General features: G+C 37.8%; 18 protein-coding genes. 11 read left to right on the forward strand and 7 right to left on the reverse strand.

From position 1 onward, the window contains the following. Nucleotides 1-76: 76 nt before the first annotated feature. Nucleotides 77-1,591: an HD domain-containing phosphohydrolase gene (locus ACIQXN_RS16580; protein WP_402968913.1), complete on the reverse strand. Its 1,515-nt coding sequence runs from the start codon at nt 1,589-1,591 to the stop codon at nt 77-79. Between the two features lie 248 nt (nt 1,592-1,839). Between ACIQXN_RS16580 and ACIQXN_RS16585 the strand changes: the two genes are divergently transcribed. Beyond that, a complete protein-coding gene (locus ACIQXN_RS16585) occupies nt 1,840-4,083 on the forward strand; it encodes a HelD family protein (protein ID WP_402968916.1) in 2,244 nt (747 codons plus the stop codon). A 59-nt stretch (nt 4,084-4,142) separates the two neighbouring features. Here ACIQXN_RS16585 and ACIQXN_RS16590 read toward each other — a convergent pair whose 3' ends face one another. Beyond that, a complete protein-coding gene (locus ACIQXN_RS16590) occupies nt 4,143-4,667 on the reverse strand; it encodes a GNAT family N-acetyltransferase (protein WP_402968919.1) in 525 nt (174 codons plus the stop codon). A gap of 140 nt (nt 4,668-4,807) precedes the next feature. Between ACIQXN_RS16590 and ACIQXN_RS16595 the strand changes: the two genes are divergently transcribed. Further along, nucleotides 4,808-4,999, forward strand: coding sequence for a hypothetical protein (locus tag ACIQXN_RS16595; protein WP_402968922.1), 192 nt, complete (start codon nt 4,808-4,810; stop codon nt 4,997-4,999). 79 nt (nt 5,000-5,078) lie between these two features. Beyond that, a complete protein-coding gene (locus tag ACIQXN_RS16600) occupies nt 5,079-5,492 on the forward strand; it encodes a hypothetical protein (RefSeq protein ID WP_402968925.1) in 414 nt (137 codons plus the stop codon). 85 nt (nt 5,493-5,577) lie between these two features. On the opposite strand, the gene ACIQXN_RS16605 is transcribed toward ACIQXN_RS16600, so the two are convergent. After that, entirely contained in the window at nt 5,578-6,762 is a 1,185-nt protein-coding gene (locus ACIQXN_RS16605; protein WP_402968928.1) for an alanyl-tRNA editing protein, read from the reverse strand. Between the two features lie 306 nt (nt 6,763-7,068). On the opposite strand from ACIQXN_RS16605, the gene ACIQXN_RS16610 reads away from it, so the two are divergent. The 4 genes from ACIQXN_RS16610 to ACIQXN_RS16625 all read left to right on the forward strand — a co-directional run bounded on the left by ACIQXN_RS16610 (nt 7,069) and on the right by ACIQXN_RS16625 (nt 13,147). Continuing rightward, the gene (locus ACIQXN_RS16610) at nt 7,069-8,691 is read left to right on the forward strand and encodes a GGDEF domain-containing response regulator (RefSeq protein WP_402968931.1); all 1,623 of its coding nucleotides are present in this window, start codon (nt 7,069-7,071) and stop codon (nt 8,689-8,691) included. A gap of 208 nt (nt 8,692-8,899) precedes the next feature. Beyond that, nucleotides 8,900-9,283 carry a response regulator transcription factor gene (locus ACIQXN_RS16615; RefSeq protein ID WP_402968934.1) on the forward strand — a complete coding sequence of 128 codons (384 nt, stop codon included), beginning with the start codon at nt 8,900-8,902 and terminating at the stop codon, nt 9,281-9,283. Further along, on the forward strand, nt 9,258-12,152 hold the full coding sequence (locus tag ACIQXN_RS16620) for an ATP-binding protein (RefSeq protein WP_402968937.1): 2,895 nt from the start codon (nt 9,258-9,260) through the stop codon (nt 12,150-12,152). Before ACIQXN_RS16615 ends, ACIQXN_RS16620 begins: the two co-directional genes overlap by 26 nt. Nucleotides 12,153-12,274: 122 nt before the next feature. Then, nucleotides 12,275-13,147, forward strand: a complete 873-nt coding sequence (locus tag ACIQXN_RS16625; RefSeq protein WP_402968940.1) for a CvfB family protein — start codon at nt 12,275-12,277, stop codon at nt 13,145-13,147. A gap of 47 nt (nt 13,148-13,194) precedes the next feature. Here the strand turns inward: ACIQXN_RS16625 and cotJC are convergent, their stop codons facing one another. The 3 genes from cotJC to ACIQXN_RS16640 are packed head-to-tail and all read right to left on the reverse strand — an operon-like array spanning nt 13,195 to nt 14,280. Beyond that, the gene (gene cotJC, locus ACIQXN_RS16630) at nt 13,195-13,764 is read right to left on the reverse strand and encodes a spore coat protein CotJC (RefSeq protein WP_402968943.1); all 570 of its coding nucleotides are present in this window, start codon (nt 13,762-13,764) and stop codon (nt 13,195-13,197) included. Between the two features lie 12 nt (nt 13,765-13,776). Further along, nucleotides 13,777-14,043, reverse strand: a complete 267-nt coding sequence (locus ACIQXN_RS16635; RefSeq protein WP_402968946.1) for a spore coat protein CotJB — start codon at nt 14,041-14,043, stop codon at nt 13,777-13,779. Nucleotides 14,044-14,046: 3 nt separating this feature from the next. Further along, nucleotides 14,047-14,280 carry a spore coat associated protein CotJA gene (locus ACIQXN_RS16640; protein ID WP_402968949.1) on the reverse strand — a complete coding sequence of 78 codons (234 nt, stop codon included), beginning with the start codon at nt 14,278-14,280 and terminating at the stop codon, nt 14,047-14,049. Between the two features lie 256 nt (nt 14,281-14,536). Here ACIQXN_RS16640 and ACIQXN_RS16645 point away from each other — a divergent pair, with 256 nt between their 5' ends. From ACIQXN_RS16645 to ACIQXN_RS16660, 4 genes are all read left to right on the forward strand, one after another. Then, nucleotides 14,537-15,328 carry a 3D domain-containing protein gene (locus ACIQXN_RS16645; protein WP_402968952.1) on the forward strand — a complete coding sequence of 264 codons (792 nt, stop codon included), beginning with the start codon at nt 14,537-14,539 and terminating at the stop codon, nt 15,326-15,328. Between the two features lie 125 nt (nt 15,329-15,453). Continuing rightward, a complete protein-coding gene (recQ, locus tag ACIQXN_RS16650) occupies nt 15,454-17,574 on the forward strand; it encodes a DNA helicase RecQ (protein ID WP_402968955.1) in 2,121 nt (706 codons plus the stop codon). A gap of 132 nt (nt 17,575-17,706) precedes the next feature. After that, on the forward strand, nt 17,707-17,913 hold the full coding sequence (locus ACIQXN_RS16655; RefSeq protein ID WP_402968958.1) for a cold-inducible protein YdjO-related protein: 207 nt from the start codon (nt 17,707-17,709) through the stop codon (nt 17,911-17,913). Nucleotides 17,914-18,725: 812 nt separating this feature from the next. Then, nucleotides 18,726-18,920 (forward strand): cold-shock protein, encoded by a 195-nt coding sequence (locus tag ACIQXN_RS16660; RefSeq protein WP_402968961.1) that lies wholly within the window; start codon nt 18,726-18,728, stop codon nt 18,918-18,920. A 117-nt stretch (nt 18,921-19,037) separates the two neighbouring features. Here ACIQXN_RS16660 and ACIQXN_RS16665 read toward each other — a convergent pair whose 3' ends face one another. After that, nucleotides 19,038-19,883, reverse strand: a complete 846-nt coding sequence (locus tag ACIQXN_RS16665; RefSeq protein ID WP_402969073.1) for a YitT family protein — start codon at nt 19,881-19,883, stop codon at nt 19,038-19,040. Between the last annotated feature and the right edge of the window lie 295 nt (nt 19,884-20,178).

Below are 20,178 nucleotides of genomic sequence, written 5' to 3' on the forward strand. Positions count from 1 at the left end.
GTTAACAGAAGGGAAAAGTGACTTCAGCTAGGCAATTGGGCCAATAGTTCTATGAAATGTCTTTCAAAACGGCAACTCATTCCGCTGATTTATGTGGGGCATTGTGTACGAGTTCTTTTCTTTGAAGTCGAATAAAACATTGCACGATATTTGGATCCCACTGACTTCCGCTACCATCCTGAAGAATGTCTAAAGCTTTTTCTGCTGTCATGCCAGCTCGATAGGTTCGGTTAGAGGTCATGGCATCAAAGGCATCCGCAACGGCAATGATTCGACCGAATAATGGGATTTCTTCTCCTGCTAAACCCTCTGGATAACCGAAGCCATCATATCTTTCATGATGGTATTTAATACCGGGTACTAGCTTCAATAATTCTTCATCCATATTGGATTGTTCGATTATTTTAGCACCTACTACAGGATGTTTCTGGATTTCCACAAATTCTTCTTCGGTAAGCCGTCCCTCCTTTAATAGAACCATGTCAGGAATCCCAACTTTTCCGATATCATGAAGAAGTGCGGACTTTTTTAACAGGTCTACCTGAATGGAATCCATCCCACATTCTTCACCAATGCGTATGGCATATTCGGCAACTCTTATCGAGTGGCCTGCTGTATAGGAATCACGTACATCCATCATGGCAGCTATTATGGAATACGTATTATTGAGTAAATTCTGTTTTTGTTCGTCTCGGTTTTTGACAGAAGTCATCAAGTGATTGAAACCATTAATCAAGTCATGAAATTCATCGGTGTAAGTATTATCGAGAGATTTGTGTTCTCCATTTGTAAAAGATGTAATACCGGTATTAAGAGTCTGGATCGGTGCTTGGATATCTTTCGTCAAAAGATAGACTCCGCTAAAAGCTATAAGAATGATAAATAGGAAAAACAATCCTGATGTCACGGAAAATTCACTCCAAAAAGTGAATGCCTTTTCTCCTAAATTCACTGTTATGAGTATGCTGAATAACAGGAAGGGAAATAAAGTTAAAAATAAAGAACAGACTAATAGTTTAGCTTTAATTCCTATAAATACGTGGTTTTGAAGCACCCCACTTTCTCCATAAAGGGCGAATGCCTGGTTCAGTAAAGATTTCTTTAAAGGATGAATAGCTTTAATGGATAAGAAAAAGTCGAATAAAGCGTGCATGGCAGACATAAGGATACCGGCCACTAGCCCTAGTATGATCCAAAACTCGGAACTAAGTATATCTGATAGAATGAAAAAAATGGATATTGATAAAGCTGGTATGATTGCTCCAAAGTAATGGACGAATAATGTCCGCCTACTTGCTAGTAATGGGTATTTTTGAGCTGCCGTGTATGCTGCCTGAAGGGATAGTAAGCTGGGGTCATCTTGTTCAAATGCAGCCCTAATCGGCCTAATGTCTTTTCGGTAAACAAAATACTCACTACATACCATAATGATAATGGAAAGTGCTCCAGTACATATAGTAAGGATCCCATCGCTTAATGAAATTTTTATAGAGTCAAACACCAATAAACTTCCAACACTAAATATGACAATGATATTTCCTAATATATAATTAATTAATATTCTTTTCTGGAATGCCTGGAAGAGCTTCAATACAATTTCCTCCTGAACTGGTTCAATGTTTCTTTCTAAGCCAACATAGTATAGCAAACCTTTAATCTGGAATATATAGTTTTTTATCCTAAATTAAGTAATGGGTTCATGTTTAGATAGGTAAAATGAAATGCGTATGGGGTTATTGTCTTGTTAATTCATTAGTATTTTGATAATATGGATGTCCATTTCAAGGACATCGGTGATTTTTACATCTCTAATGTGTAGGAAGGAGGAATGAAGAAATTATGGCACATCCCGATTTTGAAAAAGAACAAGAACGGCTGGATTTTACAAAAAGGTACATAGATGTAGTCATCAAAACTGCGGAAAGTAGTAAGGATCAATTCCAGAAGAATATGCAGGAGGCTTTCGGGGATGCGGATTGGTCAGAGTCAGGTTTATATTCGCAATTACTCACGACTGCTAACTTTTTTGAAATGTCCCAGTCTGAATTGGAAAGCTTGAAGATAGCAAGTAACAAGCCTTACTTTGCAAGGGTGGACTTTATCCGGAAGGATGATGAAGTAGGGGAAATTCTTTATTTTGGGAAAACATCGCTCTATCAACGTGAAAGCCAGGAACAAATCATTGTCGATTGGAGGTCGCCCATCGCCAACCTTTATTATGAAGGGCGTATTGGTGAAGTCGAATATCATGCGGAAGGGGAAATCTTTAGCGGGAATATCACGTTAAAGCGGCAACTGATGATCGAGGCTGGCGAGTTAGAAGAGGTTAGGGATATTGACTTAACGACGACGGATGAACTACTGCAGGAATCCCTTTCAAAAAGCTCAAGCAATCGTTTGACCGATATCATCACGACGATACAGGAAGAACAAAATAAGATCATTCGTGCCGATTTAAATAAGCCCATCATCGTTCAAGGGGCGGCAGGTAGTGGGAAAACGACTATTGCTTTACACCGGATCTCTTATTTTATATACCATTATAAAGACTTGTTTGATCCACGCCAGTTAATGATTCTAGCCCCGAGCCGTGTATTCATTGATTACATATCTGAAGCTTTACCAGAACTGGGAGTTGATAAAGTAAAACAGTTTACATTTACAGAATATGTTCAGGTAGCGATTGGTCGGCCTTTGACTCTTAAACAGGATAATAAATTGATGCGTATATTGGAAGAGAGCAATGAAGAAACAGAAGTGGCTATCTGGATATCCGGCTTAAAGGGTTCTCCCTTATTTAAGCTAATCTTGGATGGTTATATAAAGGATATTTTCAGTAGTTTTCACCCAGTTGATGATTTTTATTGTGATAATTATCGTTTATACTCTGCCAAGAAGTTTATTAGATTGTTAGAGGAAGATTATTGGTATTTGCCGCTTTATGGCCGACTGGATAAGTTAAAGGGCATTTTGCACAATGAGGTGAAATCAAAAAAGAAAAAAATGTTGGATCAAGTGGAGGACTTTTATCAAACAAAAATTGATAAAGCCTTTGCCAAGAATATTGATCCGGTGAAACGCAAGGAGTTTGTTACAAAGTGCCACGACAAAAAGATCGAACGGACTGAACGGATGAAAAAAGCAATACGCACATCCGTTAAAGCTTACTTTAAACCGTTCAAAAATAAAAGCTTGCTTCAGTATTATCAAGAGCTGTATCAGAATCCTGATCGAATGGTTTTATATAGTAAGGGTAAACTTGGCATTGAAGATGCACATGCATTATGTGAGTATAGTCAAAAGATATTTGATGAAAAATGCTATGAAATTGAGGATTTGGGTGCGTTGTTATATTTACAGGAATTACTTTTTGGAGTTGATAAAGACAAAAAAGCCAAAAATGTGGTCATAGATGAGGCACAGGATTATAGTTTCTTGCAACTGCAAGCGCTGAAAACGACCTTTGACACTGATATGTTCACGCTTGTGGGTGATCTTGCTCAAGGCATCCATTCATACAGAGGACTTCAAACATGGGATGAAGTCCATCGTAGCATTTTTCCAAGAGCGACATATACAGAACTGCAAAAAAGCTATAGGACGACCAATGAAATTATGGGGCAAGCCAATCGGATCCTTCAATTATTACCCTATGATTTTCCTGAGGTTGAGCCTGTGGTCCGCCACGGCAAAGAACCTGAATTCATATCCATTAAAAGATATGGCTGGGAGAAGAAATTGATGGATCATATCGCTACGTTAAAAAGAGAAGGGTATAAAACGTTTGCAATCATTACTAAAACGATGAAGGATTGTGAACTCGCTAATGATAAATTGAAGCAGTTCTCTAACGATTTTCATTTAATCAATGAAGAAGGGATGATTCCGAAACATAAAACGATGTTAGTCCCTTCCTATCAATCCAAAGGACTTGAATTTGATGTGGTCATCGCATTATCTCTGGAGGAAAAGTATCTTCGTGAGAATGAGTTGGATATTAAATTGTTATATGTCACAATGACAAGACCTTTGCATAGGCTTTATTTTTTTGGAAGTGAAAAAGAAGACTTTCTTTTAGAATGAATCCTGATAGGGAGGCGCATATATGATGGGGATATGCGCCTCCTATTTATGTAGGTTCTTTATAATTTCAAAAGGATATCATGTATATCCTCCCATCCATATCCTACTTCCGCTATCTCGATACCAGCCATTTTAATTGTTTTTTCTGTGATTAAACGGCCGCCAAGGGCTTCGTAAAATCCCCTTGAAGGATTATCCTTGAGCGCCCATATGATCAAATTACTATGTTGTTTTCCGATAAGTTCTTCTACGACAACTTTAATCAGCTTCTTACCGATACCTTGTCGTTGGTACTCTTCTAACAGGTAAATGGCATACACTTCCCCTTGAAAATACTGGTGAGCATTTGTTTGTTCTGGTCCACCTGCGGCAAAACCGACTATATGCCCTTCATCATTTTCAGCTATATATGTGGCACCATGAAGCATCTTTAAGTTTCTTGCCCAATTTTTTTTTCTGGTTTCCAGATTCAGCGAGTCCAAATAGGTATCTGGAAGAATTCCTTTGTAAGTTGATTGCCAACTTTTTATATGTACATGTGCAATCCCAGTTATGTCATTTTCTGAAGCCTTCCTGATATGCATATATTTCACCTTCCAATTAGTCATTTTCCCTAGAATATCATGTCTGATTTGATTAAACAGTAAATATAGGTTTAAAAGTATTCTTTAAAGGAAAAGAAATATAAGAGACATTCAACGAGATGAAGGGAAGGTTGAGAAAGATGAAATTGAAAGTTGGTTTTTATTTTCCAGGTGGTAAAGAAATTGAACATGAGGTGGATGGGGAAGACACGACACAAATGATTTCTAATATTCAGAAGCACCGCTATTATAATTTAGTTAAAGGCGATTCACATTATGTGGTAGATACAGAAAAGGCAGCCTATTTTTGCGTAACTGAAATAGCAGATTGATCATATAACCGTATTGGACATTTTGTCTAATACGGTTTATTCTTTTTTTAAAGATAATGATTTTTAAAAGGAGTCAATGATGAAAATTAATTTTACGAAAAGCCAATATGATACATTGATTAAATTGGTTCAATATGGATACTGGATTACTTCGGATTCGGAAAACAATGAAAAATTCAGCGAGTTAGAGCAATATTTGAATTCCTATGCGAAGGATTTTGACGTTAAGGGAATAGAGTATATAGAGGAATATGGAATGTATGATCTGAGTCGTGAACTTGAAGAAGAAATCCATAAAGTAATTGATAAGTATGAAGAAGGCGTTTTCCTGGATAAGCTTGCCTACCATATGGCAAGGAAAGAGTTTGCGAAGGAATCGAAGCTCAAAGAGTTTAATCAAGAGGAAGCTTTCCTACGTGTACTCGAACTGGAAGAGAAATACCATCTGTATATTGAAGAGAATGGGCTGGACCATCTGAAAATAGAGAAATAAGTAAAAGGAAAGGGAGGGGATATGCGTTTATCCTCTCCCTTTCCTTTATATTCAGAGACACTAGCACATTCGGATTCTAGTTATTTCACTCCTGAACGTTATCCAGTTTATTGACTGCAAACGAATAGAATTCCATCAAATCATCCTGTGAAGTGAACCCAGCTTGTGCAGATTTCGCATTGCCTCCGCCCTTTCCATTGTATGTAGGGAGCCATTTCTTAAAGAATTCCCCGCAATGGATCGAATGGCTGCCATCGTGTGCCAGGAGAACCTTTTGTTCCTTTACACTCATGAAAAGGATGGGAGATCTCTCTTTTTGATGGATGGTGGAAGAAAGCAATTGCATTTCCTTCAATGTCTGATCTTCGAAAACATGATGGATAAAACCATCCTCTTTCTCTGTAAGCAAAGATTCAGCAAGGAATTCTACTTGCTTAAGCTTGAGTTTTTCGTAAGCTAGTTTTAGTTTGTCATGATCGGTTTCCAATTTTTCTACCCTGTTGAGAATATCAACACGACCCGTGTTAAATTTTAATGATAACTTAGATAGTAGGTTCAGACTGTCAGTAAAGTCGTGCAACGCCCTAAATCCACATTTAAAATAAAGCCGTGTGGACTCTTTCTGTTTTTCCGTTTTGATGATTTTAATGATCCCAATTTCCCCGGTTTGTTCCACATGTGTTCCACCACAGGGATTATATTCAATCCCCTCAATTTCAACAATTCGGATATCTTCTGTCACGGTTGGCATTTTCACTACAGGAATTGACTGCAATCGATCTCTTGTCACAAAGTATGTATGTAGCTTTCGGTTTTCGTAGATATACTGATTGACAAGCCGTTCCGTTTCCAACGTTTGTTCATCAGTCCAGGAAGTTGTACTGATATCTATAGAGACAAGGTCTTGGCCTAGGTGGAAGCTGACAGTACGTGCATGAAATAATTCCCGGCAGGCCGCGGACAGTAAGTGCTGCCCACTATGCTGCTGCATGTGATCAAAACGGCGTTCCCAATCCAGTACGCAATGTACGAAATGCGAACTCGGCTTGCTTTCGAGTTTGTGAAGGATATCCTCATTTTCATTTATTGAAATATCAAGAATCGGTATGCCATCTATGCTACCTGTATCCCTGGGTTGTCCTCCCCCCTCAGGGTAAAAAGCTGTCTCATCAAGCAGGATATAGTAAAATCCCTTCTCTTCAAAAATTTCCAGAATCTTCGCGTCCCATTCAGTTAGCTTGGATGAAACATAATATAATTTTTTAGTCATCAAATTATCCAATTCCTTTCAGCAGTCAGTAAAATTATAACATCTTAAACCATATGATTTGAACAAGTGCTGTATCGGCTGGCAAATTCAAATATGTAGTCTTTATGACAAACTTTCAAAAATATTCATTAGAGGATACATTCGCTGTTTATAGAAAAAACCTTTTGATGTAAAATATTCCTGAAAGAATATACTTTAGACCTAAATAAAATAAAAATACTGGAATTAGGGGTCGACTATTGGTGGGTGTACATATAAATAGGACAACCATTTAAGTAGGTTAAAGAAAGGGTCAAGTGATTAGAATTGCAATTAGTCAATATGGAAAAATATAAAAATACCCTCTATGGAAATATTAAAAAGCAGCTTTCTGGTTGGTTGGAATTAGATGAAACGAAGACGGTCACTACGAAAGAGGTGTATCGTTTTCTCCATTCCATTAAAGGAACCGGGGGAACTTTACAGCTATGTGGCCTTATGTTAATTACGGAGAATCTCTTAGACAAGCTCGATGAAGATAGTGAAGAAGTATGGCAGCAAGAAGAACTTAAAAATCTACTTTTTGATTTGATTGAACATACCTATGAATACGAGCATTTTGCTGAAATGGAGATGAAAGAGAAGCCGGCTGGTGATCCACAGGCCCCACTCATCCAAATCATTGATGACGACATATCCATGCTGATCCTATTAAAGGACATTCTTGAGGAAAAAGGATGGATGGTCATAACGAATGCCGATCCGGTAAAAGCTACAAAGCAGTATTTTGAGATGCAACCTGATTGCCTTATCCTAGATATTCAATTACCTACGAAGGACGGTTATCAAGTTCTACAGGACATACACTTGCATAATGAAAAATACTTCATCCCCAAAATTATGATTAGCATACAGAACGACAAGCAATCACGAATTAAAGCTTATAAAATGGGTGCCGATGATTTTATTAGTAAGCCCATAGATATTGAAGAGTTTATTGTGAAAATAGAAAGGCACATTCAGCGTAAGAAAATCTTTGACCAATCCGTCCTGATTGATGAGCTGACTCAAGTGTATAATCGCAGGTTCCTAGATGACGCAATCCCTCGTTATTTTCAGGATTTCAAGCGGTCCGGACATCCTTTTTCGATTAGTATCATAGATCTGGATCATTTCAAGAAAGTAAATGATTCATATGGACATGCGATGGGTGATGTCGTTTTGATGGAATTTGCACAATTCATTAAAAATAACATCCGCAGTTCCGATTTGATTTGTCGTTACGGTGGCGAAGAATTCGTTATAATTTTTCCACGTACGACCAATGCGGAAGCCAAGAACAAGTTAGCGGAGTTGATAAAAGTCTTCTCTGCGAAGAGGTTCGCTTATGAAAATCAACATTTTTCTGTATCGTTTTCAGCAGGTGTATATACCGTTAATGATGGGAGTGTTACGCCGGAAGAGGCGTTTGAAGGAGCGGATTCTTCTTTATATGAAGCAAAGAGATCAGGCCGGGGTCGAGTGGAGAGCATTCAAAAAACAAGCTTTAAAAAGAAATGCCTTAATGTATCAGTGATAGATGACGACATCATTATTAGGACCATCTTAACCAAAACATTGCAATCGATGGAGTTTCCTCATTATGACTTAAATATAGCCGTATATGAAGATGGGTGTTCTTTTTTGAATTCAGATCGAGCAAAAGAAAATAGCGCTCATTTTCTGATACTGGATGGTGTTATGCCGACCATGGATGGAATTGAAGTACTGAAGGAAGTGAAACACGGTAAAAATGCCGATTGTTTCACCGTTTTGATGTTAACCGGCAGAAAAAGTTCGGAGGATATCGCCATTGCATTGAAAATGGGTGCTGATGATTATGTAACGAAACCATTTAATATTATTGATCTTCAAGCACGGATGGAACGTCTCCTAAAAAAAATGATGTGAAGAGCGGTTCTATGCAAATTGTTCCCTAACAGGGCGAGAAAACTGTCTATGCAGTGGCTAATTAATGTTTTTTATATTTTTGCCGATATAAGACTGAAACGGAATCGTTAATGAAAAATAGGGATTAAAGCTTTTTATATAGTGCAGTTTGTTTATGAGGAGTCATTAATATCCTTCTATTTCGATATAACCTTAAGGAGGATGAAGCGTGAAACGGATTCTATTGGCAGAAGATGAAGAAATTTTGCGAATGTTGGTTGTGGATACACTAGAGGATGAAGATTACGAGGTTGATGAAGCCTCTGACGGTAACGAGGCGATTCAATTGCTCAAGAAGAATACCTATGATCTTATCATCTTGGATTATATGATGCCAGGATTCACTGGTTTGGAAATCATTGAAAAAATCAAGTCAACGGAAATTGAAAATAAAGGGAAAATCATGATGCTTTCTGCAAAAAGCCAGCAATATGAACAAGACAGAATTTTAGAAGCGGGAGCGGATTATTTCATGGCTAAGCCATTCAGCCCAATCAAGCTTTTAGAGAAAATAGGGGCCATTCTAGATGAAACTGAAACAATATATAAATAAGAACCTTTCTCGTCAAGTATTGACTCTAATGTCTGCTTGTATCATCTTTTTTATAGTTGGTACGGGCATTTTATTTTTTGTATTGCAGTCACTAAATGCTGAGTATTTCCAAAAAAGACATAGTATTGTGGAAAAAGAATTGTTGTTGGATGGAATTTATGAGCAATACAATAATGTTTTTTTGGATGCTAGAGGGTATATAGCATTTGGAAACGATTCATATAAAGAAAAAGTATGGAGTAGGGAAGATCAGATTCGAAGAAGCATTTCCGATTTCAAGGAATTATCCACTTCAAATGAGGATCAAATAATATACAAAGAGCTGAAGAAATTTACGGATTATTATTTTAGTGCCATTAAACCTTCTTTTTTGAAAGTGGAAATGAATGGGGCTCGAATGAAGGCTAAGCAAACGGATAACAGCGAGATTACTGAGCGGGTTGTGGAATTTCGCAACAATGTAAGAGCGTATTCCTCTGCACTTTCAGAAAAGCTTGATGAAAATGTAGAATCCTTAGCAAAGGAACAATCCATTTTACAAGGGGCCTATATCGGATTCGTGATCATTTTCTTACTGATCTTCCAGCAAACCGTCAGAAGCATTATTAGGAATATCGGAAAGCCTTTGGCTGATTTTTCCTCTGCGGCTAACGAGATTGCGGCTGGTAGGGACGCAATCATTACAGTGGATGAAGGTCGTGAAGATGAATTAGGAGTATTGGCCATAGCCTTTAAGAAAATGATTGCAAGCATTCAGGAAAAAGAGCAGGAATTGATGGCTCATAATGAAGAATTGCTTGCTCAACAAGATGAACTTCAGGCACAGCAGAATGAACTTCAAGAAACGCTTGGCCTCATAACGGAAAATGAGCAACAGCTCACTAGAAGAAATAAATTAATAAATGGTATTTCTACTTCATTGGAAAAAAAGGATGTTCTTAATAGCATTGTCTATAATATGAGCAGCTTGATTGGTGCAGATCGTGGCATGATTACGTTAATACACGAAGATTCCTACGCCTCTTTCGGCATTTCGGAATATGGTGTAAATCAATATCGGAAGAACATTCATAACGGCTTAAATGAACGCCTCATAGAGGAGAAGAAGCCATTTACGGTTAAAAGGGAACAGAGCATTAGTGAAAAAGGCTATCATGAAAATACCAACTATAGTTATGATTTATACCTTCCGGTTTTATCAGCTTTACAAGAGGTCGATGCCATTATGGTTTTCAGCCGTTATGGCTCATCTTTCAATCAAGAAGAAATAGCTGAATGTGAAATATTAGCCAAGCAAATCTCGACTTCACTTGTTAAAATCAAGTTGTATGAACAAACGGAAGATGATCGCCGGTTAAATCAAGACATATTGAGCACGATACAGGAAGGCATCCAATTAATAGATCAAGATAGGAATATCGTCCAAGTAAATCAACAATTTTGTGACATGTATGAACCTGGTTCCGTTCCTGGGCAAATCATAGGCTCTCCATGGGAAAAATGGAGTGGGGAACTGGTAAGGCAAATTGGCCGTGAAGATTTCATGGACTCCCTGGAAGAAGCAATAAAAATGGCGGATAAAAAAGGAGACTATGAAGATCGCACGTTCACTTTTCAAAAGAAAGAGACGAAACAAGTCTTTAAGGTATATTTTGAGACCATAAGATATGGTGAAGAAGCCTATGGGACGATTGTAGTTTACCGTGATATTACGAAAGAATATGAAGTGGATCAGATGAAGTCTGAGTTTGTCAGTACTGTAAGCCATGAATTACGAACTCCGCTCGCAAGTGTCCTTGGTTTTACAGAATTAATGTTAAACAAGCCATTAAAACCTGAAAGGCAGACGAAGTACTTACAGACCATATATAATGAGGCGAAGCGACTCACCGCTTTAATCAATGACTTTTTAGATGTACAAAGGATGGAATCAGGTAAACAAACCTACGAAAAAAAATACCTAGAGATCTTGCCGCTGTTACAAAAAATCATTGAGAATCTCGAAATTAGCACATCCCTTCACGATATTCGACTACTCGTAGAAACGGATGATCTCATGATATTAGGAGATCGAGAAAAGATTGAACAAGCCTTCATGAATTTGTTGAGTAATGCAATTAAGTACTCTCCTGATGGCGGAAAGATCCTCATTCGTTTGTATAGTCAGAACGAAGTATTATCCATTGATATCGAGGACGAAGGGCTAGGGATACCTAAAGAATCTCTATCGCATTTGTTTCAGAAATTTTATAGGGTCGATAATTCAGATCGCAGGCGGATTGGCGGCACTGGTTTAGGATTATCCATCGTGGAAGAAATCATCAAATCGCATGGAGGCCACATTACGGTGAAATCGGAGTATGGCAGAGGAAGTAAATTCAGCGTTTCCTTCCCGAAGGTAACCCTTAAAGAAGAACGTACAAATAATGAAGGTCAATCAAAAAAACTAAGTTATGATATTATGGTCATTGAAGATGATTTTAATTTGGCCGAACTATTAAAATACGAACTGGTGGATAGTGGCTTTCAAGTCAGCTATTTCAAAAGTGGAAGAAAAGCGCTTCAAATGCTGAAGCTGTCACCTCCGGATGCCATCGTCCTGGACATTCTCCTTGAAGAAGGTGAAATGGACGGGTGGACGATCATGAAAGAGTTAAAAGAAAGACCAGAGCTCAAAGATATCCCCGTTTTTGTATCGACTGCTCTTGATGAAAAAGAAAAAGGATTTTCGCTTGGCGCAAAAGAATACCTGGTCAAGCCTTACAAACCGAGTCAATTATCAAAAGTGATTATGCACACTTTGCTAAGCAATGGAAAACAAGGGCAGATTATGGTTCCTCTTCCATCCTTGGAGGAAAGCACACTTTGAAAAATAAAAATGTTGGAATAGGTGTACAGAAAGATAAAAAAATGATAGATTCAAATATGTTGGAAAAATAATTATTTGGGTACAATTGTAGGTAAAGGTAAGTTACAGGAGGATTTTTATACATGCAAAAAATTCAGGCCGGTATGGCTGTAGAGTTACAAGTAGAGCGTAAGGCTGATTTCGGTTGGTTCCTGACTGATGGTTCGGAAGATGTCTTGCTACACCATAATGAGGCAATAGAAGGTACTGAACTTGAAATTGGCGATGAAGTTACAGTATTTATTTATCACGATAAACAAGCAAGATTGACTTCAACAATGAATATTCCGGAAATACAAATTGATAAATACGGCTGGGCTGAAGTCGTCAATGTCCAAAAGAAACTAGGCGTTTTTGTTAATATTGGACTTTCCAAAGATATTCTTGTATCTCTGGATGACCTTCCGAATATTGACCGCTTGTGGCCGGAAGTGGGAGATCGCCTATATATCTGCTTGAAAACGGATCGGAATGATCGTTTGTTCGGCAGACTGACAACAGAAGATATCATTCAAGAAATCACTGTTCCGGCTCCTTTAAAGGGGATTCGCAACACGACGGTCAAAGGGAATGTATACCGATTGCTGATGGTCGGTTCTTTCTTTGTCTCGGAGGAAGGATACCGCTGCTTCATTCACGAAAGTGAACGAAAAGAAGAGCCACGTCTCGGTGAATTTGTTGAAGGCCGTGTTATCGATAGTAAGGAAGATGGTACACTTAACGTTTCATTATTCCCTTTCAAGCAAGATTTAATGGAAGAAGATGCCGATATCATCTACACTTATTTAATGAATCGCGGAGGTGCGATGCCTTATGGTGATAAGACCCCACCTAATGATATCCAGTTCCATTTTGGTTTAAGTAAGGGAGCATTCAAGCGCGCCCTTGGTAAATTGATGAAAGAAGGTAAGATTTATCAAGAAGAAGGATGGACTTACTCTTCTGATCGTAAATGATGAAAAGCAGCGGAATTTTATCCGCTGCTTTTTATTATGGCATTTAATTAAAAGATTTTCTTTTTACCCTTTTCTTCTTTTAAGATCTCTACTGCTTCCCGAAACCTCATGGAATGCACAATTTCTCGCTCCCTTAAGAACCTTAATGAATCATTGATGTCCGGGTCATCTGAGATGTCGATTAGCCATTGATAGGTTGCCCTAGCCTTTTCTTCAGCTGCGATATCTTCATATAAATCCGCAATGGGATCGCCTTTCGCCTGAATATACGTAGCCGTCCATGGGTTCCCGGCAGCATTTTCATAGAAAAGGGCACTGTCGTGATTTACATAGTGTTCGCCAAGACCAGCTTCTAACATCTGTTCAGGAGTGGCATCTTTTGTGAGCTTATAAATCATAGTGGCGATCATTTCCAAGTGAGCGAATTCCTCTGTTCCAATATCAGTTAGTAACCCGATCACTTTATCCGGAATGGTATATCGTTGATTTAAGTATCGAAGGGCGGCAGCCAATTCACCATCAGCGCCCCCATATTGTTCCCTCAGATATTTAGCGAGTGTAGGGTTGCACGTACCAACCTTTACAGGGTATTGCAGCTTTTTTTCATAAATCCACATAAATATCTCTCCTTAAACCTGCCATGGCCAGGGCCCTTGACCCCATTCCCATTTATTTTCCCCATCTGGACTGTTCCCATATTGAAACAATGGACCGTATTTAGGTTCAAATGCGGCCTTCAGCTGGGTAGAGTATTGTTGAAATTGGTTGAATTGTTGTAGAGCTTGATGATCATGAGGGTGTGTATCCAAATACAGAGTCAGCTCAACTAATACGAAATCAGCAGCTTGTATTTGTCCGAGTAACTGGTAATATTCTTCATCCAGTTTCCTATTCATTAACTACTTCTCCCTTTCTCGATATGGATTATCATAGTAATCGTAAAAGAATTTCCAGAGTGTTCCATACTTTAGTGCTTCTTCTGGAGTGAATTGTTCTAAGTTCGGCGGCTGAAAATTAATATACAAATTCGGAGGTGTTCGGTAATACTTCCTTCCGAGTGGTGGACATGGATCAAATTTGCTATGGAAAGGCTTATAGGACTTGATTAGGGTAAACGTCTTTTCTTTTGCCAAAGATTTTCCTCCTCTCTAGTTGAGGTCAGCCATTAATATGTATGCTGTGGTGAAAAGAATATGCTTAAAGAAAATCAGTCAAAAGCTCATTAAGATAAGGCTATTATAATTTTAGTGTGATTAGGCTTGTTATCCTGCTGTTATCTGTTTGTGATGTTTGACATCTATTCTTTATCTGTTTGTTCTTTGTATAGAAAAAAACTGTGTTAGTATTTAGAACATAGCTTTTGAAAGAGTTCACAAGGAGGTACGATATATGAAAAAATCAATTTTATCGTTAACGGCCGTGGTGGCCATATCAGGAGCATTTACAATACCGGTACAAGCAGAGGAAGTTACAGTTAAAAACGGAGACACACTATGGGGGATATCTCAATCACATAAAGTTTCAGTAGAAGATATTAAGTCTTGGAATAAATTAACGTCAGATTATATCTATGCGGGAGACACTATACATATTTCTCAAGAAGAGCAATATACCGTTAAATCTGGGGATACCTTATCAAAAATAGCAGATAAATATGATGTTTCTATTAATGACCTTAAGTCATGGAATAATTTAAATACAGATACGATTCATCCGAAACAGGCTCTTGTCATAAAACCGGCAGCTAATAAGGTAGAGGCCGCAGCTACAGGTCCAGATAGTAAGCCAGAGCAAGCTGCACCAGTGCAAAAAGCTGCACCGGCACAACCTGAAAAAACAGAAGAAGAAACTAATGTTTCACAAAATGAATCAACTAATCAAGAAAATGTAGCAAAGGAAATGACCGTAAGAGCAACAGCTTATACAGCCGATTGTCAAGGTTGTAGCGGTGTCACAGCGACAGGTGTAGATTTGAAAGCAAATCCAAATGAAAAAGTCATTTCTGTTGACCCGTCTGTCATTCCACTAGGAACAAAAGTGTATGTAGAAGGATATGGCTATGCTACGGCAGCTGATACAGGCAGTGCGATAAAAGGTAATAAGGTTGATCTCTTCGTTCCTAATAAAGAAGATGCTCTTAACTGGGGCGTTAAAAACGTTAATTTGAAAATCTTAAATTAAAATATGAGATATATAAGGGGTAGACACAGAGAAATTCTGTGTCTATTTTTTTATTCTTTTTGTTGATGACAAAAACGAGTACAATAAAGGTAATAAAATCGTTAGGCAATTGGAGGAGTAATACGTTGATAGAAAAAGCACGTGAATATTTGCAGCAGTATTTTGGATATGAATCATTCAGGACAGGTCAGGAAAAGATTATCGAACAAGTCCTTGATGGAATAAACACGGCAGGTATTATGCCGACTGGTGGAGGAAAATCAATATGCTACCAGATTCCTGCACTACTTTTACCTGGGCTTACACTCGTTATATCTCCATTAATCTCCTTGATGAAAGATCAGGTGGATGCCCTCGAACAAAACGGAATCGATGCCACTTTTCTAAACAGCTCCATATCTGGTACAGAAGCTTCAGAGAGGATGCGAGATATAAAGCAGGGAAGATACAAGCTAGTATATCTTGCACCAGAACGACTAGAGAACCATATTTTTCAGCAAGAATTGGCTAATTTGGATATATCCATGGTTGCAATAGATGAAGCTCATTGTATCTCCCAGTGGGGTCATGATTTTAGACCGAGCTATTTGAAAATCAAAACTTTTTTGAAAGAAATGCCTACATCTCCTACAATTCTGGCCTTAACGGCAACTGCCACCCCGCATGTAACGGATGATATCTGTCAGTCATTGGGGATTTCACCCCAACATACGATATCAACAGGGTTTGCCAGGGAAAATTTATTTTTTTCCGTCGTCAAGGAAGAGAACCGTGGACGATATTTAATGCGATATATTGAGAAAAATAAAAATGAGTCCGGAATCATTTATGCTGCGACAAGGAAAGAGGTGGATTCGTTATACACTAAGCTGATTAAAGCGGGTATCAAAACAGGACGGTACCATGCTGGAATGAACGAACAAGAGCGTTCTGAGCAGCAGGAGCTATTCATTCGAGATGACCTTCCTTTAATGATCGCAACCTCAGCTTTTGGTATGGGCATTGACAAATCAAATGTTCGATATGTCATTCATTATCAAACGCCAAAGAATATGGAAAGTTATTATCAAGAAGCAGGGCGTGCAGGACGTGACGGGCTGGATAGCGAATGCATTCTCCTGTATTCTCCCCAGGATATGCAGATACAGCGATTCCTAATCGATCAATCCACTCCATCCCCCGAACGGCAAGCGCAGGAAATAAAGAAACTTAATAAAATGAAGGATTATTGTTTTACTGAAGGTTGTTTACAGGCATTTATACTTCGGTATTTTGGTGATGAGAATCCCGAAGATTGTGGTCACTGTGAAAATTGCACGGATAAACGCGATTCTGTAAACGTGACGACACAAGCCCAAATGGTCCTTTCATGCATGTTACGCATGGGGGAACGGTTCGGAAAAACGATGATCAGTCAGGTGCTTACAGGTTCCCGTAACAAAAAAATAGAAGAGTTTGGCTTTCAAAAACTTACGACCTATGGCATTATCAATAATCAATCGGCTAAGGATGTTGCAGATTTCATAGATTTTTTGACTGCGAAGCAATTTATCGAAATGACAGGTGGGCAATATCCGGTTCTTAAAGTAACCAATGCAGGTAGGGAAGTACTGATTAACCAGAAACAAGTGTTACGAAAAGAAGTCAAACAAGTCACCAGCATTAATATGGATCATGGTTTGTTTGAAGAGTTACGGCGAGTAAGAAAAGATATCGCAAGTGCTGAAAATGTACCTCCATTCATTATTTTCTCGGATGCAACTTTAAAGGATATGGCAGCTAAATTACCAAAGACAGAGCAAGAGTTCCTTGAAGTCAAAGGTGTGGGTAAACAAAAATTCGATCGTTTCGGACATGCATTTTTAGAAGCTGTTAAAATTTATTTGCAAGCACACCCGGATATTGAATCGAATATAATATATAAAAAAGAAACGGCGAAAAGAAATGCAGCCCCTTCACATATAGAAAGTTATCATTTGTATATGGAAGGAAAATCAATCAATGAAATTGCAACATTAAGAGGCCTGTCCACCATTTCCATTGAAAATCATTTAATGAAGTGTGCAGAAGAACAAATGGATATAAAATGGGAAGATTTTTTCGTTCAAGAAGAGTATGAACTTGTATTGGATACTGCTAAACAACTAGAATCCGAAAAACTGAAACCGTTGAAAGAGGCGCTTCCTGATCATTTTTCATACTTTAAGATAAAAGCAATCATGGTAAAAGCCACTTTGGAAAACTAATCAATGAAAAGTTGGTTATTTTTTTCATTGGATAAATAAGAAGTTGATTTGTTACGTATACTAAAAAAGATAAATAGCCGGAGGACTCCTTGGCTTGAATCGTGGCTTTTACTTAAAAGAAGGAGGTTGCTCATGTACTTTGGTAAAAAGAATTCAGAGGAACCAGAAATCATAATGGAAGATACTATAGTATATGCATGCGGGTCAGCGGATTGTAATGGTTGGATGAGGAAAGACTTTGCCTCAGCAAACTATGATTGTCCAATGTGTGGAAGTCAGTTGATCGAAGAAGTTAGAGAACTTCCGAAAATAGAAAATGAATATAATGCTTTTAAATAAAAGGGGTAATTTCTTACCTCTTTTTATTTTGGGCAAGATTCACTGGAACTCCATTTGGATTGTATAATTACTGTTTACAATTTTAAAAGTATGTGCTATAATGAAATTTCAGTGTTGTTACAAGAAAACACTAAGAGGGTAATTTGAAAGATACATTTTTATTAATAAAATAATTTTCATCATTTTTATGATGAAGTAGAAACAAGTTAAGCACAACTAGAAAGAAATACGTCTTAATCACCAGGTATTTTCCTCGATTCATTTTGATCTTCATTAACTTACTTCTATGTAGCCATTTATCTTTTGGATTTAATTTTCCCAATTGGAATTACGGACGGTTTAATTAATAAACGTGTACTTATTAGCTTTCACCTGATTCTCACAGGCACGGTCTAGGAGCCGTATGGATGAGAGAGAGGCAGGGCTTTCATTGTTTTAGGTTTTGGCACTAAAATTACTCTCATGCTTGATTTGCTTAAAACTAAGCAACGAGCTAGAAGAATCAGCAATATGATTCTTGAATGCAAACCATTAACGAAAATACTTGGATTTTCAATTGTTGGATATCTTAAGCTTTTCTTAAAAACTTTATGAAGAAATATGATATAATGTATAATGAGATATTTAAAATTGGTTGTGATCTCCTGTTATTTCCACTCATTCAATTTGAGTGTACAGTAAATAATCTTAGATAAGTAAATGGGTGTACGCTCACAATTATTTAGATTAATCGCTAGCTATTCTTCTTTATCTTTATGGCAGCTGCACGTTTAGAATGTGCGAAGTCAATTTAAATCTAAGGAGTGAGATATATGTATAGAAGAAATAATACGGAAGAAATCATTCCTGAAGAAACTAAGGTGTGGGAATGCACATCAGAAGATTGTAAAGGGTGGATTCGGGATAACTTTACAAGTAACGATGAGCATCTATGTCCTTTGTGTGGTAGCGAAATGAAACAAGGTACAAGAATGCTACAAGCAATCAACAATCCAAGAAATTATTAAGACCATCAAAAAGGCTGAAGGGGATAATCCCTTCAGCCTTTTTTTTGTCTATACACAAAGCTTGACTGAATAGATGGGAATTGACGAAGGAAAGGAACGTTTCATGACCGTCTATAATTAATGAATATCTTTCTTCTTGAAACGTCCCCCTCGGACCTCGGCAATATCACCGACAGCGAGGAAAGCAGAAGCATCAAAGCTTTTTACGATATCTTTCAGTTTAGCTTCCTCAAGACGGTTTATTACACAGAATATAACCTTTTTATTATCCCCTGAGTAGGCACCTTCCCCGGCTAAAAAGGTCACCCCTCGTCCTAAGCGGTGCATGATTGCATCCCCAATGTCTTCAAACTCATCACTAATAATCCAAACAAATTTAGATTCGTCCAAACCGGCAATGACGATATCCATCGTCTTGTAAGCCACAAAATAGGCTAAAATGGAATACATGGCACGATCCCAAGAAAAAACAAATCCGGCACTTCCAAGAATGAATAAATTAAAAAACATGACAATTTCCCCAACGGAGAAAGGAAGTTTCTTGCTCGCTAGAATCGCAAGGATCTCTGTTCCATCTAATGAACCACCATAACGAATTACCATCCCAACACCGATTCCTAGTATCATGCCGCCAAAAGCGGAAGCTAGGAGAATGTCTTGAGTGAAAGCTGGTACATGGTGAAGCAATGTAGTAGTTAGGGAAAGGATTAATATTCCATAAAGAGTGGATAAAGCGAAGGTTTTCCCGATTTGTTTATAGCCGATAAAAAAGAAAGGAAGATTTAAAACAAAAAGAAAGATACCAAGTTTGAAGTTAGTGATATAAGATAACATAATGGAAATGCCAGTAATTCCCCCATCGATTACATTATTGGGTACTAAGAAAATCTCAAGGCCCACAGCCATTAAGACGGCACCAATCGTAATTAAAAGGCCTCTTTGTAAAATCTGCCTGTGTGTCATTTTTTTATGCTGTGTCTTTTTTTGCATAATTTCCGCTGTATTTGCGCTTGCTAGATCTGACATTATCATGCCCCCACTCCTTCTTCTATATATGTTCAATTTAATTATAAGCTTTTACAAGGTATTAAAAAAGGAAAAAACTCTCTGCACTTGCACAGTTTTTGAACATTTCCCCTGAATTTTTATGGTTTACCGATCGATGGACACTTTTTATTTTACTCGTTACATAGGGAAATTATTTGTCAATATAGTGTTTTTTATAAATAATAGACAAAGTTTATATTCAGCAAATTTT

It is taken from the genome of Peribacillus sp. NPDC097295 (genome assembly GCF_044761665.1).
Lineage (GTDB): Bacteria > Bacillota > Bacilli > Bacillales > DSM-1321 > Peribacillus.